This is a genomic window from Vulcanisaeta souniana JCM 11219 (genome assembly GCF_026000775.1).
In the GTDB taxonomy this organism is placed as follows: domain Archaea; phylum Thermoproteota; class Thermoprotei; order Thermoproteales; family Thermocladiaceae; genus Vulcanisaeta; species Vulcanisaeta souniana.
The window spans coordinates 1,889,668-1,904,513 of record NZ_AP026830.1; the positions used below are offsets into that span (position 1 = coordinate 1,889,668).

Annotated in this window: 17 protein-coding genes and 1 pseudogene; 12 read left to right on the forward strand and 6 right to left on the reverse strand. The window is 42.3% G+C overall.

Going from position 1 to position 14,846, the window contains the following annotated elements:
- Positions 1–31: 31 nt before the first annotated feature.
- Complete coding sequence (locus tag Vsou_RS10230; protein ID WP_054844753.1) at positions 32–550, forward strand: hypothetical protein; 519 nt, start codon at positions 32–34, stop codon at positions 548–550.
- Positions 551–577: 27 nt separating this feature from the next.
- Positions 578–1,255: a UMP kinase gene (pyrH, locus tag Vsou_RS10235; protein WP_054844754.1), complete on the forward strand. Its 678-nt coding sequence runs from the start codon at positions 578–580 to the stop codon at positions 1,253–1,255.
- On the opposite strand, the gene Vsou_RS10240 is transcribed toward pyrH, so the two are convergent.
- Positions 1,202–1,810: an HD domain-containing protein gene (locus Vsou_RS10240; RefSeq protein WP_188603878.1), complete on the reverse strand. Its 609-nt coding sequence runs from the start codon at positions 1,808–1,810 to the stop codon at positions 1,202–1,204. The genes pyrH and Vsou_RS10240 overlap by 54 nt on opposite strands.
- 61 nt (positions 1,811–1,871) lie before the next feature.
- Between Vsou_RS10240 and rsmA the strand changes: the two genes are divergently transcribed.
- Positions 1,872–2,699: a 16S rRNA (adenine(1518)-N(6)/adenine(1519)-N(6))-dimethyltransferase RsmA gene (rsmA, locus tag Vsou_RS10245; protein ID WP_188603877.1), complete on the forward strand. Its 828-nt coding sequence runs from the start codon at positions 1,872–1,874 to the stop codon at positions 2,697–2,699.
- 3 nt (positions 2,700–2,702) lie between these two features.
- Here rsmA and rnz read toward each other — a convergent pair whose 3' ends face one another.
- Complete coding sequence (rnz, locus tag Vsou_RS10250) at positions 2,703–3,641, reverse strand: ribonuclease Z (protein WP_264890717.1); 939 nt, start codon at positions 3,639–3,641, stop codon at positions 2,703–2,705.
- Positions 3,642–3,686: 45 nt separating this feature from the next.
- Here rnz and Vsou_RS10255 point away from each other — a divergent pair, with 45 nt between their 5' ends.
- Positions 3,687–4,415 (forward strand): hypothetical protein, encoded by a 729-nt coding sequence (locus Vsou_RS10255; RefSeq protein WP_188603875.1) that lies wholly within the window; start codon positions 3,687–3,689, stop codon positions 4,413–4,415.
- A gap of 99 nt (positions 4,416–4,514) precedes the next feature.
- Here Vsou_RS10255 and Vsou_RS10260 read toward each other — a convergent pair whose 3' ends face one another.
- Positions 4,515–5,189 (reverse strand): ArsR/SmtB family transcription factor, encoded by a 675-nt coding sequence (locus Vsou_RS10260; protein WP_054843993.1) that lies wholly within the window; start codon positions 5,187–5,189, stop codon positions 4,515–4,517.
- Positions 5,190–5,315: 126 nt separating this feature from the next.
- Between Vsou_RS10260 and Vsou_RS10265 the strand changes: the two genes are divergently transcribed.
- The 7 genes from Vsou_RS10265 to Vsou_RS10295 all read left to right on the forward strand — a co-directional run bounded on the left by Vsou_RS10265 (position 5,316) and on the right by Vsou_RS10295 (position 11,971).
- A complete protein-coding gene (locus tag Vsou_RS10265; protein WP_308419831.1) occupies positions 5,316–6,161 on the forward strand; it encodes a 2,5-diamino-6-(ribosylamino)-4(3H)-pyrimidinone 5'-phosphate reductase in 846 nt (281 codons plus the stop codon).
- 34 nt (positions 6,162–6,195) lie between these two features.
- The gene (locus tag Vsou_RS10270) at positions 6,196–6,318 is read left to right on the forward strand and encodes a hypothetical protein (RefSeq protein ID WP_264890718.1); all 123 of its coding nucleotides are present in this window, start codon (positions 6,196–6,198) and stop codon (positions 6,316–6,318) included.
- Positions 6,319–6,510: 192 nt separating this feature from the next.
- Positions 6,511–8,094 carry a hypothetical protein gene (locus Vsou_RS10275; RefSeq protein WP_264890719.1) on the forward strand — a complete coding sequence of 528 codons (1,584 nt, stop codon included), beginning with the start codon at positions 6,511–6,513 and terminating at the stop codon, positions 8,092–8,094.
- 203 nt (positions 8,095–8,297) lie between these two features.
- The gene (locus tag Vsou_RS10280) at positions 8,298–9,038 is read left to right on the forward strand and encodes a DUF72 domain-containing protein (protein ID WP_188603891.1); all 741 of its coding nucleotides are present in this window, start codon (positions 8,298–8,300) and stop codon (positions 9,036–9,038) included.
- Between the two features lie 4 nt (positions 9,039–9,042).
- The gene (locus tag Vsou_RS10285; RefSeq protein WP_229709916.1) at positions 9,043–9,822 is read left to right on the forward strand and encodes a Rossmann-like domain-containing protein; all 780 of its coding nucleotides are present in this window, start codon (positions 9,043–9,045) and stop codon (positions 9,820–9,822) included.
- Positions 9,815–10,393, forward strand: a complete 579-nt coding sequence (locus Vsou_RS10290) for a DUF6884 domain-containing protein (protein WP_188603873.1) — start codon at positions 9,815–9,817, stop codon at positions 10,391–10,393. The genes Vsou_RS10285 and Vsou_RS10290 overlap by 8 nt, the downstream gene beginning before the upstream one ends.
- A gap of 135 nt (positions 10,394–10,528) precedes the next feature.
- A complete protein-coding gene (locus Vsou_RS10295; RefSeq protein ID WP_188603872.1) occupies positions 10,529–11,971 on the forward strand; it encodes an APC family permease in 1,443 nt (480 codons plus the stop codon).
- A 1-nt stretch (position 11,972) separates the two neighbouring features.
- On the opposite strand, the gene Vsou_RS10300 is transcribed toward Vsou_RS10295, so the two are convergent.
- Together Vsou_RS10300 and Vsou_RS10310 are read right to left on the reverse strand one after the other, a co-directional pair.
- Positions 11,973–12,356: a hypothetical protein gene (locus tag Vsou_RS10300; protein WP_229709915.1), complete on the reverse strand. Its 384-nt coding sequence runs from the start codon at positions 12,354–12,356 to the stop codon at positions 11,973–11,975.
- A 391-nt stretch (positions 12,357–12,747) separates the two neighbouring features.
- Positions 12,748–13,181, reverse strand: a pseudogene (locus Vsou_RS10310) (MFS transporter).
- A 144-nt stretch (positions 13,182–13,325) separates the two neighbouring features.
- Between Vsou_RS10310 and Vsou_RS10315 the strand changes: the two are divergent.
- Positions 13,326–13,874: a hypothetical protein gene (locus Vsou_RS10315; RefSeq protein ID WP_054843987.1), complete on the forward strand. Its 549-nt coding sequence runs from the start codon at positions 13,326–13,328 to the stop codon at positions 13,872–13,874.
- Positions 13,875–13,905: 31 nt separating this feature from the next.
- Here Vsou_RS10315 and Vsou_RS10320 read toward each other — a convergent pair whose 3' ends face one another.
- Positions 13,906–14,832 carry an amidohydrolase family protein gene (locus Vsou_RS10320; protein ID WP_188603871.1) on the reverse strand — a complete coding sequence of 309 codons (927 nt, stop codon included), beginning with the start codon at positions 14,830–14,832 and terminating at the stop codon, positions 13,906–13,908.
- Between the last annotated feature and the right edge of the window lie 14 nt (positions 14,833–14,846).

Below are 14,846 nucleotides of genomic sequence, written 5' to 3' on the forward strand. Positions count from 1 at the left end.
CTTTAAAATAAGTCCATATCTTAATCACGAAATGCATAATTACAATGTAATTGAGGCGCTTACTGAGGAGTACGGATCAAGACTTATGAAAACTCTTCAACAGGTTTGTAGGTGCAAGCATGAGTATGAAAGAAATAGAGAACTACTGAGATTGCTCAGTATAAATGATAGACTTTCCCAATGTATAAAAACAAAGACTCCATGTAACCTAGGGTTTATTGAGGTCAGGACTACCAGGAAATTCTTTGGCACCCAAGTGGTCATCGTTATGAATGGCAGGGAATTAAGTATTGACGAATTTAATAAATTAATATCAGCAGCCAAGTTCTTCAAGGAGTGGTACGAGAATGACTGCTCAATCGATATATACATGCAACCACTAATAGGTGCTGATCATTATGATCAAATTAAGGAATTCCTAGTGAAAAATCTCGATAAGCTACAAACCGTGTGCGATGGCGCAATACCGAGCCTAAGCCTCAATGGCCTACCTATCTATGTATCTAACGGCATTATTAAGGCAATGAAAGAATTAACTAGGAAAGCTTAAGAAAGTACTACACCATGAAATCCACAAATGCTCAAGGAACCATTCACACTTAAGTTAAGTGGGCATCTATTCGACAATGATAACCTATTGCCTAGTTACGTGAATCTGATTCACGAGTTCTGGAAAAACGGTTACAAAATGGTGGTGGTGACTGGCGGTGGTTCTCTAGCTCGCCGATACATAGAACTTGGTAGGAGGATGAATGCTAATGAAGCTATGCTAGACCTACTTGGCATATCAGTTAGTAGGTTAAATGCCCAATTACTTGCTGCTGCCCTTAGCGACATTGCCTACATAACAATACCCACTAACCTGGATGAAGTCTTTAGGGCTTGGTTAACAGGTAAGTTAGTAATCACGGGTGGCTTTCAACCAGGGCAATCCACAGCCACCGTTGCATTACTCGTCAGTGAATTCCTAGGCATTAAAAAAATGATTGACTGCGCAAACGTTGATGCGGTGTATACAAGCGACCCAAGGATCGACCCAAACGCAAAGAGACTAAGTAAGGTAAGCATTGCTGAATTAAAGGATATGCTCAAGTCAAAGACTGTTGCTGGAACATACGACTTACTTGATCCATGGGCACTGGGCATAGCTCAAAGAAGTGGAATCACAATATTCGTAGTTGGTTGCAATAAACCAGAGACATTAAGGAGACTTATGATTAACGGCATTAGTGAGGGAACCATCATCACACCATGAATACACTGATGCCATTAACCCCTGGATTACCTGCTTAACGCCATCAGGGAACTCATTAAGTAATCTCTCCATTAACTCCCTGTAGCTATTAATTAATTCCCTAGTATCATAGCCATTCTTAGCGTAGGTGCACGCCCTCATGTACGTGGCCAGCTTATCCGTGAAATTCACAATCTTACCCTCAATACTTAATGCATACCTATATTCTCTGAAGTAATTATTTAGTTCCTCGGGCAAACCAAGTTCACTAAACAACCTAGTCTCTAGGTCCTTCCATTCATTGATTAGAGACCTCGCGTTATTACCTACATTACCAATCAATGCCTCATGTGCATCATGTATAATAGACATGGAGATGCACTTACTCGCGTCAATGCTTCTGTCAACCCTCCTAACCTCATTACATATGAGAAGCGTTAGGTAACTTACCAATAAAGTATGCTCACCAACACTCTCAGCAGTAGTGCGTGGAACCCCACGTTGTATCCAACCTACCCTGGGAATATTCATTAATATATCTACTATGGTTATTGCATTGGTTATTGATGACCCCACTCGATTATGGCGGGTACCCATTTAAAAACTTATTAACAATTAACCCCTAAAATTTAGGGTAATGCTTTCTGACATTGACGTAGTGACTAGGGAGGACCTAATGAGACTTGTGATGAACCATAGGTTGAGATTGAGAAGGAGATTGAGTCAGCATTTCGTGATTGATCCGTTGGTTATCAAGGATATTATTAATCATGTACCTGTGAACTCACGGGTTCTTGAGGTTGGTACAGGGATTGGTATATTGACTTATTATCTTGCTAGGGTTGCGTCGCAAGTAATCACCATAGAGGTTGATGGAGGGCTTATTAGAATCGCCAGGCAGGTATTAAATGGATTAGATAATGTATCCATAATCCAGGGTGATGCCTTGAGGGTCCCATGGCCTCAAGCTGATATTGTTGTATCTAATGTGCCCTACTCTATAACCTCGCCATTAATAATGAGAATCATAAGGGAGAGAGTACCGAGGGCCTTGCTGACTATACAGAGGGAGGTCGCCAATAGGCTTGCCAGTGAACCGGGTAGTGATGATTACGGCAGGCTAAGCATAATTACGCAGTGTAATTACGCCATAAGCATCCTAGACACCTATCCACCTGACTACTTCTATCCTAACCCGGATGTCTATTCCTCGTTAGTGTTAATGATTGGGAAAGAGCCTTGTTACGGTGATCTCAAAATCCTCGAATCAGTGACTAACCTGCTCTTTAGGCACAGGAATAGGGTCCTCAAGTGGGTTCTCAGTAAGTACCTCGGTTCTGAACCAGTAAGTGCCGTGATCAAGGCTGGGATCAACATTAATGTTAGGGTTAGGCAACTAACTATTAATGAGTTGGTAAGCCTGACCGAGGTCCTAAGGCCCTACATTATTGGAAATGAGGAATAACCATTATGCGTTAATTAACAAACTCATTAAGTCCCTGGCGGCCACAACGTTTGGAAAAGCCTCGGAAGCCTCTGCAGCCAGAAGCTCAGGGTCGGAGTACCTATTGCTGATGTGTGTTAGTACCAACTTATCAACATTAGCCTTTCTGGCTATCCAGGCGGCGTCTATTGACCTAGAGTGCCCCTGGTTCCAGACGAGGTTTCCATCCTCTGCAGCTGAGAAGGTCGATTCATGAATGAGCACTTGAGCATTCCTAGCCAATTCGATTACTGAATTGCTAGGTGCAGTATCGCCAGTATAGACCAGTTTAATCACCCCGCTGGACTTTATATCGATCACGTCCTCAGGCTTTACTACCTTGCCATCATCGAGGACCACGGTTTCACCCATATGAAGTCTCTTCCAATAAGTCACCGGAACACCGAGTTTCCTTGCCCTCTCTGGATCGAACCTGCCCACGTAAGTCCTCCATTCAAGTGAGTAGGCACAATCAGTCACCGTGTGTCTTGCCAATACACACTGCAGGTTGAAGTTCTCCTCATTAATTACCTCCTTTATATTCTCAGATGGCTCGATCTCATAAACCCACACATGGAATGGCGGATCACCAACAACCTCCATGGTGCTCCTCACGAGGTTCATTATCCCCCGGGGGCCACTGATTATTATATCCTCTTTCCTACCAAGCATTGCCATTGTAGCCAGTAAACCTGGTAATCCAAACACGTGATCGCCATGTAGGTGAGTAATGAATACGTGGGTTACCTTTAATGGACTAACACCAACCTCAAGAAGCCTATATTGAATACCCTCACCAGCATCAAGCAGAATTCTCCTTTGTCCATCCTCAACCAATATCGCAGGTAAGTACCTGTCCTTGCCTGGCGTTCCAGCTCCTGTCCCTAAGAACGTTACTTTAATAATCATTCTGCTACGCACCATCTTAATTTTATTTAAATAAATAAGTCTCCACTTATTAAAGATAGGATGGGTAGCATTAATACCATCCACGTCGAGGAATTAACGAGAAACTACAGACTATGCTATGATAAGGCAGGGCTCACGATATACATAGTACCCAGGAAAGACCTTGGATCGTTAATAATGGGCAACGGCCTTAGGTTTAGTAATGAAGACATCCAACTATATGGAACAAAGATAATACTTTACATGCCCTGTACTGGGACCATTTATGGGAGGTACCTGGTGCAAATTAACAATGAGTTAAGGGGATTGTATGTACTAACTGCGGATGAAGACTGCGAAGTAATTACCCAATGGAACGACCAAGGAATAAATCTGAAGCTCCGCCTAGTTGGTTCTGAGTCGTTAATAATCATCGTGAGACTCATGAGAATCGGTAAACGTAGGATCAAGCCCAGTAATTACGCCCTCAGGATCATGAAGGCACTGGGGCTCTCGGGTAGATTGTTATATGCTGATGCAAATCACGAGATTCAAATATTCCGTATAGATAACTGGTTAGGTGCATGGATTACGGGTCCCTGTGTAAGCGAGGTCTCTATGGGGCCCTGGAGCTTGGTTTTCGATAAATGCGGCATCGCAATTAACGTCATGGACACTAATGGCACCCAGGCCCTCCTTATTAATGGCATTAATACAATTGTAATTAAGCGGCATTATCCGTCCCTCGGTAAGTGGTATGAATTGAATAAAGTCATTGGTCCTGGAAATTACCTGGTCGTGCTTAATTAACAACAATAATTATTCTATATCATTTCGATATAGTTACTGCGCGCAGACCAGGTTGCGCATGCCGTGGTTATTTTGTAATATGGCAGAGATTACGAGAAATCAAAGGGCTAGGTTTGTGTGTTTTATGAATATGGAGTTAAGGCGTGGGCTATCAAGCATTATTACGTTGTTAATCATGTAAACCCTGAATTCCTTAAGCACTAATTGTGCGTATAGGTACATTAATGCCTTGCCTGCATCATCGTTGTCAATACTCACGTGGTACTGCTTTCCAATTCTCTTGATCCAATCCAAGCATGTATCGTGTGTTGGACATTTATTCTTACAATCATGCGATGTAAACGTTGGTGTGAACAGGATGAATTTGCGGCCTCTCATATCTATGAACGCGCCGTAGTTTGTTGGTATCACTATTTTCATGCCATGCTCATTAGCCTCAAACTTAAAGCCTAGGTAAACCATGGCCGACGGAACATAATAAATCCTGTTAGCCTCTCTACTTAGCCCTATGGATTTTGTCTCCTCATCACTCAATTGCCTGATCCAACCAAAGTCCTCCAGGGCCTTTACATGCCTATGAACAACGCCCTTAAGCATTCCTAATTCCTGCGATAATGATGTAACGGTCATTGGACTCCTGCTGAGCATGTCCATTATGCTTATCCTAACATTATTACCTAGCAATATATCGAAAGATTCAATGGGCAGAATAGCCACTGACCTAATGTTCAACTTGAATATATCCAATTTACCGAGTGCGTTTATCCTAATCATTCGCGTACACAATTGCAGCAGTTCTGAGTTTAAAACCCTATTTTGGTAGGTCATAGGTAATAACAAACACGTAAATACCGCCAACGCACAGAAGCCGCTTAATACGGGTAAACAACTTGCTCAATCATGATCGTGAAATGCTGTTTAAAACCCACACCAAGTAGTTCCAACTACACTAATCAGTGGTTCAACGTAACAAATAATCAAGTCATCCCACAATCGTTAGGCAAGACCTACTGCATATCCGCGATGCTCTTAGACATAAACAACACTAGATACTTTATTATTCCCCAATTAACTAGCGCCAAGATAATGAATAGACCCTATGTAATAATAGTCTCGGCAGCCACATTAGACGGCAGAATAGCCAGTAAGACCGGTTACTCAAGGCTTTCATGTCCCTTCGACCTCAAGAGACTCCACGAGGTTAGGGCAAGTGTCGACGCAATAATGGTTGGGGCTAATACCGTAATTAATGATGACCCAACACTAACGCCCAGGTACGTTAAGGCTATTAAGAACCCCATAAGGGTTGTCATTGATGGCAAATTAAGAATACCACTAACGGCTAAGGTAGTCACAAATAAGGAGGCACCAACTATAATAGTCACCACGGAACAGGCAGATCGTAATAAAACCGCTCAATTAATAAACATGGGCGTTGAGGTATGGGTAATGAGTAAGGAACGCGTTAACCTTAGGGACGTCCTTGATAGGCTGTTCATGGAGAAGGGCGTTAAGAAAGTCCTTGTGGAGGGTGGTGGGCGCCTTAATTGGGAATTAATTAAGGAGGGGCTTGTGGACGAGGTTAGGCTTACGATATCGCCATACGTGTTTGGAGCAGGTACGTCATTCATAGAGGGCGAGGGATACCCAACAACAATGGAGGGACCGAGGTTAAGGCTTAAGTCCGTTAATATGTGTGAGTGTGGTAATGAGGTATTGCTTGACTATGTCATTGAAAAAGGCTAATTCCCTTTTCTTAATAAAATGATGCCTACGCCAGATGACCTTTTACTATGGAATAATAGACCTTGATATGCTCAAGAAGGGAGTTAATAAGGTGAGGAAGTATATAAATGACGTGAAGAAACTCATTGCAGACAATCCCGCAGCAGTTTCAAGGTGATGCCACACCTATTTCATGGCCCCTTCACCATGTTGGGCAGTAATGCTAATTCCGTAACCATCATCAATTTAATTCAACGTTTATTAACAGAATTTTTACATATAAGGCATCGAACTTGAGAGATAATTCAACTTTGCTCGACTCACTTTTCCTGCACGCCAGAGTAAAAATGCCTAGAGGCTCTAAAAATTAATGGGTATGGGTGTGGGTTTGAGGTGGTTGTTGATTGCAGTGGTCTTTGTTCTTGCCATTATTGATTCAATCTTCATGATAGTTCTTACAAAGCCTTCATTAATAAGCACTGCAATTAATAGTGCCAAGGAACTCGCATTTAATGCAGCTCATTGGTTTGGTGTTACTAAGCCCGGCACCGGCGTGGCAACTCCTGTTAAGCCTCAACCACTTACCCTGCCTGTTGCGGCTTATGTGATTGGACCTCCCCAATTCATTAATGAGTTAACTGATTTGGGCGCTCCTGCGTCTATGATTAGGCCTGTGAACTTAAGTGAATTGTCTGCGTTACCCACTGATTCGATTATAATTATTGATTGGGATTATGTGAATGGCACCATGCATGAATCACTAAATCAATTATCCAACCAACTCCAAACCTTAATTAGTAGGAAGGACCTAATCATATTATACACTAAAAACCCGAAACAAACACAAGCCTTAGAGGAGGCAATAGCAATAGCCTGGGGTAATTACTACCATAGCACGGTGATTGGATACCCAGTAATTGGAGTTGGTAACGTGAGTGCTACTTACATAGTTGGTTTTGGAGGTTATGGCTTGGAAATAAACGTGATACCGCAGTATGAATACGTAACAAATACCTTAAACGAATTAATAACGAATTGGTACTCAATAACCCACAATACGCATAATCCAATAAGTGGCATGGACCCAACAAATATGGACCCATGTGAATACCTCATAAACCAATATGGAGACCAACTGAATGGGCAGTATGGTTGGTTATTCTACACGGGGCCCACGAAATACGAGGATATTGCAGGCAATGAATTTGAGTATGACTATTGTACCTTGGTGATTAATGTATCGCCAACCCAAGCGGCAACACCACAGTTCCCTGTTGACTACCTGGGCTATGCTAATTACATACCATCAAGTAGTGGAGGCTCGTTTGCTTATTATAACGTGGGTATAAACATGACGGAGGCCTATGAGGTAGATCAAGCCAATGGTTACAATTCATACATGGGCTGGGGAGGGGAGAGCGGCGTGGCTCAACCCAGTAATACGGGATGTTCACTATTCAGTTACTCAACCCTTGAAATGGCCTTAGAGATCTTACAGCAGACGCTCGAGTTCATATTTGATGCAGCAACGAGCGATGGACAAGTTGCTGGTTTAACATCATCCTTAGCCATAATTAATAACCCATCTAATTTATACTTAAGCGATTTAGTATGGAACATTGGTGTAACCACAAGCTTGTGCACATCAGCCACGACAACGGCTGGTGCCCAATATCCAGTTGGCTTCGAGGTTGATGCGGCAGACGGAATTTGGTTCTTAAACGCAGGTGTTGGATCAACAAACACAGCGGCATCCCCGATATTATGGACGAGCGGAACCGTGCGCTATCCAAACTATGTTAATGGCGGTTACTACGTTGATTCTTTTGAAAGCACTATATACTTTGTATTACAGTATAATCCGTCAACTTCGTATACAGTGACACTACAATCCACAAATGATAACTGGCTACCATTCATATTATACCAAGCAGAAAATACATGCCCAGGTTGAGATGAGTAGGATAATTTAAAATTATTTTAAATTTCAAATCTCCCTGGTGCTATTTTTAATGAGTTCACGGTAAATAATTTACTATATAAATTAAAGTCCATGGTTGTTGTAGCATTGATGATATTTCTAGGTTGATATTTAACCTTCGTACCTCATTGAATGACAAAAATTACAAAAATACTGGCATTAATTCTATATCTATGATGAGGGACATCTTAGTAGGTACCTGTGGATTTCCCACGGCGCGATCAAGATATTATTCGTTATTTAAAGTTGTGGAATTGCAGGAAACCTTTTATGACTTGCCAACGCAGGAGAGGATGAGTAAACTGGGGAGGGAGGCTCCTGCTGATTTTCAATTTGCTGTTAAGGTATTTCAGGGATTGACGCACACGAGTGATTCGCCGACTTGGCGTAGAATGAGGAGGGCTAGGTTGACGGGTGATTTAAGTAATTATGGCTTGCTTAGACCCACGAGAGAGAATCTGGAACTTTGGGATGAATTTGTTAATGTGGTTAAGCCCCTTAATTCTGCATTCTATGTTTTCCAAACACCACCATCCATGGAGGTGAATGAGGACACTGTTAGGGGGATTATCGAGTTCTTTCGCACAATAGGTGGCAGTGATAGGATTGGTTGGGAACCGAGGGGCGTTAGTTATAATAATGTTGATTTACTAAGGCGGGTCTTTGAGGAGACGGGTATTGTGCATGTTGTTGATCCCTTTAAGCATGAGGTTCTTGTTCCTCGTGACATAACCTACTTCAGGCTCCATGGGATTGGTAAGGGCGAGGTTAACTACTCGTATAAGTACACTGATGATGACCTTGGGAGACTTAAGGCTATTGTTGATGGTGCTGAGTCGTCCACCGTATACGTGATGTTTAATAACGTGCACATGCTTAATGATGCCCTCAGATTCATGAAGTTAATTGGGAAGTGATATGATGAGCACCTTCAGTAAGCAGGTCGCTGAGAAGGTTCTGAAGCTTCTCGGTAATGACCGTATTGAGGTTCTCGATAAGTGCAACTGCCTCAATTATACCTATGTGCTTATAGGCACAGGGCTTGGGGAGTTCCTTGGCATTGCCTATACGCCAGCTGAGGATTTGAGGGCTGGCGAAGTTGGTGTCGTCCCTAGGGTTGAGGAACTCCCAGAGCTTGTCGTTAACTTGGATTCACTGGTTAGGGCCTTGGGGATTGCATTGATTAACGCCATATCCCATTACTTGGTTATGCGTGAAGGATTCAGGCTTTCTCAGGGTGATTTAAAGAGTGAGATCCTGAGATTCGTTAAACCCCCGTGCACGGCTTGTTTTGTTGGTAGTATTACGCCGGTTGCAGAGGCGCTCAGGGGTAGGTGCAGTGTTTATCAGCTGGAAAGGAGGAGCGACTTGAGGCATGGTAGTTATCCTGATGTTGATGCGCCACTCATAATACCGAGGTGCGATATACTCGTTATAACGGGCTCTGCGATGGTGAATAACACAATTGATCAATTACTAGCCATGAGGAGGGGTGGGGCGGTCACCGTATTGAGCGGACCCACGGCCGCTACCTATCCCTCAGTGCTGCATGGATTGGGCATTGACGTCATCGGTAGTTCCCTGGTTAAGGAGCCTCGTTCCGTCATTGAGTTACTTAAGCTTGGAGCCGGCTATAGATTACTTGATAGGAAGGGGCTATTGTTTAAGTATGTGTCTGTAAGAAGCACTTATAATGGGTAGGAGGGTTGCCGTCATTATTAATTGCAGCAGGAGAAAGTCAGTTAATGATGAGCAAGTCGTGAAGAGACTCGGTGGAATGCCTGGTTTTGACCTTGAGCGTGAGGATGAATATAGGAAGCTACTGAGTGATCTAATGAGACCTGCCTTAGACATGTATGATGGACCTGAGTTCAGAGTGCTCAGGCGTTTTAGGGGTTGTGCCGATGTTTTTGTGTTTTCGGCTAGGTATGGTGTAATAAGTGGTGATAGGTGGATAATACCCTACGATGCTTACCTGGGTAATGCCGATGAGTCCGTATTGGATAAATGGATGGCTTATGGCAATCCTGACCTGAACCAATTGGTAAGTGGTAGGTGGGATTACGTGATTATTAGGTTAACTAAGACCTACATGAGGTATTTCAGGAAGTTAGTTGATCCGTGTAAATTAGGGGACGATTTGCATATAATCACCAGTAGGGGTAACGCCTTTAATTGTGGTAATGCGGTTTATCACCATATTAGGGGTTTTGGCGATTCCCAATCAGTACTGAGGAAACTGTTAATGGAAAAGTGTTCTTTCCATCCCTAATTGTCTCTTCATGAAAATTTTTAAAAGTATCTAGCTAAAGTATTATTTATTCACGTTGTTTTTAAATGAGTACTTTAGTAAAAGACAGTTAGCTTTTTAAAGACTTCATTTCTGTGGTATCATAAAATCATAAATATGATCAATAATGCAAATAATGGTGAACGTAATAGTACGGATACCGTAGAATTGCGTAGAGTACTTGGGTTTTGGGACGTATTCTTTGCAAGCCTAGGTGGTCAATCACCATTCCTCAGTGACCTGACCTACGCCTCGGCAGTTCTAGCTATAGCTGGCCTAGCGGGGCCCGTGGCAGTAATGATCGGTACTATTATTGCCTTCATCAATGGATTCGTGGTTGCGCGATTAAGTAAGAGGATCACTGAGACGGGCGGTTATTATAAGTATGCAACTAAGTACCTTGGCGGTAGGCCAACGGGTTTCTTCATCGGTTGGAACTACCTATTCTACGCAATACCCTATGGCGCCACGTATGTGATTGGTGCCTCGTACCTGGCCCAATGGATTTTGGGAATCCCCTGGCAGATAAGCCTACCCATATCACTGGCAACAACAACAGTATTGGCATATCTGGGCATCAGGATCTCGGCTAAATACGCCATCTTCTCTGGTTCACTCGAGATGGTTGCATTAATATTAATATCCGTAACCTTGTTACTAATCTCGCATGGTATGTTCTTTAATCCGTTCATTTACGTATCTTCTATATCGTTGCCCACATTAATGATTGCCGTAGTTTACGCAATAGCAATACCCACAGGTTACGGCACAATCGCGCCGTTGAGCGGTGAGGTTAGGAAGGCAAGGGAGACCATTAGCCGCGCGGTTGAGGCAGTTATAATTACTGGAGGTGCCCTAGCTGCATTGGCCATTTACTCAACGGCAGTTGCCAGCTTATCATTCATGAATATTCACGAACTTGTTAGCTTCCTAAGTGAGGCAGCTGGTAAGGGTTTGTCACCAGTCATAATAATACTGCATCATTTCCTCGGTATGTTACTTGATCCAATAGTAATATTTGCCATGATAAATGACGGCGTACTTGGTAGTCTCGCCTATGTACTTGCATCATCAAGGACGCTATATGCCATGGCTAGTGACGGTCAATTACCGAATGCATTATCCCTAGTTAATAGCAAGGGTAATCCCGTTATTTCCGTACTAATTAGTGCATTGACGCTTGATGCCATTGCATTAGTAACGACCTACCTACTCGGCCCATTTAACGCGTTTTTACTCCTTGGTTTCTTATCAATGCTTGCTAACCTAATAGTTCACCTATCATCTAATCTTGCCCTATTTAGAGCGGCGACTATTAAAATGAAGGCTGTACTGTATGGAGTTGATACCATGAGGAGTTTAGATAAGGCCGTGGCTATTGCAGCGGCGTTAATAACGATATTTACAGCAATAGAATCCACACTGGGCATAAACCTTGTTAAGTTGATGCCCTACTTCATTAGTCTAGTTATAATTACATTATACCTAGTGATAAAGGCATTAATAGCACGAAGAGGATTTTTCAAAGCCGGAATCCATAACTACAGAATGATCAAATAAACTACTTCAATAATAGAAGTAGGGGGAGAAGAACCAGGGATATAATTATCATTAATATCCATGGTAATAAGTACGAAATAACCATAACCTCAGTAAATAATATACTAAGCCACATACCTATAGCCATATTCAATGCGTTTAAAGTGGCTAGCGATAGCGCCGGATTCTCATGTTTAGTGACCAATGCGTATGCCGCAGTCAATGTTAACTCATTGGTATAACCCATTAACCCACCAGCGATTATTATAGCTGCTATATTAAGCGTAGGAACAGAAATAAGGGATATTGTACCCAACACCGTTAACGTAACTATCAGCAAAACCTTATTCTTAACAATATCAATTATCCGCCCAGAAAGCCCTCCAAATATACTTGAAAAGAGCATAATTGATGTCAACAATGAGGATAAGTAAAGAGGTAAGCCCCTGGCAACTGCGTACGTTGGTAGTAAATTACCAGCTGTGTAATAACTTAGGGGCTCTATTTACTCCATTTAAAAATAAGATTAGAATCTTGAGTCAAACATATGGTCATGGTTAGTTACAAGCCGCTCTGGTCTGTTTCTATGACTGTCCAGTATCCTGGATTAACCTTATCCAGTAGTATCGTGTTTCCCTGTACTGGTATATGAATTACCCGGTTGAATTACCAAACCTAATACGTAATCTATGCATGTAACCGCCCTGGAAGAAAAATACGATAAATGCGAATGGAATGCCGATAATACTAAGTAATAGTATGGATAATTTCCATCCAAGGAAAGTGTACATAACGCCTCATATCAATCCTAACCCTGAACCAAGCCCAAAGGCGGCATTATAAATGCCAAGCCATGTACCTACTCTATCAGGATGGGTTGTTGAGAGGATGGCAGCGCCTGTTGAAAAGAAGAGGGCGGCACCAATTCCTGCAATTAACCTGAGGATCAGTACCTCAAGGAAACTATTACTGGTATTAATGAACCCGCTAAGGACATTATCAATAATCCCAAACCTGCTGTCCTTGCGTTGCCAAGGTAACTAGCAATGATGCCGGCGGGTATTTGAAAGGATGCTGCTCCCACAATGAAAATAAAGGGTACAAGACCCAATAATGTTTCACTGACCTTTAGCTCGGTACCCATGATTGGTAGAGCCGGAGCCAGATAGAACCAGTAGGCACTGTATATTATTCTTGCTAGTATTATTATAATTATTATGGATTTTCTCATTGCTCATGGTATTTGTATTAATCCATTAATTTTTTACTGCAAGGGAAGTGGTTATTTAGTATATATCTTATATTCAATTATAAATAATATAAATATAAAAAGTAGAACATACACTTTAAACTCAGTAATAATTTCATATTCTGTATGAGTACGGCATCTATTATGGCTTTAGCCGCAACAGATCTTGTTTATGTAGTAGGTGGCGCCATGTTAATGACCGTTGGCGGCGTAAACATGAACCTTGGAAAGAAAAACGAACCAAGGGACCTAGGTATCGTGTTCATAAGTGGCGGTATAATGCTACTAATAGGTGTATTATTCGATGTAATGGCAGGTAACCCATTATCCGCAGCCGCAACCGCTGTCTTCGATGCAATCCTCTGGATGATTGGTATAGCCGCAACCATAGGCAAGAGCAACCTATTCGCCATGAACCACGTACTACTTTATTCCGGAATATACTTCCTATTTGTCACGGTACTTGCTGGTCTAACCGGGCAAATACTACTAGCCTTGGCACTCCTGTTTTTAGCATTCCAAGTCCTAACGGGTGCATTGGCAGGGTATAGGGCAAGTGCTAGATTGCACTGGATCTCAGGTCTGTTGGCCATTATTGATGGAGTGTTGTTCCTGATACTTGGCGCCGTAGTATCACTGGGTGTACCACCTCCACTTGGTATTATACCTCCATAACCTTGGATTTCCACTAATTGAATTTTAAAAATTATATTACCTTTTGTTCTTCAATTTTCTCATCATCAATACTCACGCCCATGTCTCTAAGTAGGTCAAAAGCGTTGTCATATAGTACGGCTTCTAAATCACGTTTAGATAGTTCAGATGACTCAACGCAATTTAAGTTCTTAATCACTTGTCTAAACCTTAAGAACGGATAACCGCCGCCATATAGTATTCTCTCTGCACCTATTGACTTCACTGCATTTCTACCAATTAGGGTGTTGAATAGTATGCATGATATGCCAGAAGTTTCTATGTATACTTTGTCATACCTCTTCATTAGCCTCGTTATTCTTTCGAGCCATGGGTATATCATACTCTCGGAAATTCCTAGTGCGGACAGGACCATTCTAATACTATACCTGTCAAGGACCTCGCTGAGCGCATCAGGCATTAGGTTCTTGAAGCATATACCTACATCACGTGGGCACGGATCCAAATGCATTACCAACAACAAATCCTTCCTCTCCACATACTCTAAGATCGGTCTGAAGGCCTTGGCCTTTACTGGGTCGAATAATTGAAGGGTTGGTGACACCACAATACCCTGGACACCTAAATTATCCAGTTCACTGAGCTTCTCATGGACGTACTTGGCGCCAAGCGCAGGGTTAATACTGGCAAAGGGTATGAAGAAATCATAATCATTTGTTGATGCTTCATACCAAACCTTCATGTTATCGTACATTCTCGGCGACCACAGACTCGTTAATCTCTCTATATACTTACCCCAAAGCAACGCAGAGTGGGGGTCCTCTATAGATAACTCTGTAAAGAATTCATTCGGCAATATATGAAGTAGTGGAAGCGCATCTATTGGCTGTAAAACGGCCCTCATGACTTTAATTAACGAAAGTTTATTCCTAATAGAGAGCAAGTCCGTGGAGGGGCATGCATGGAAATCAATTATCATATGGACAGACACTA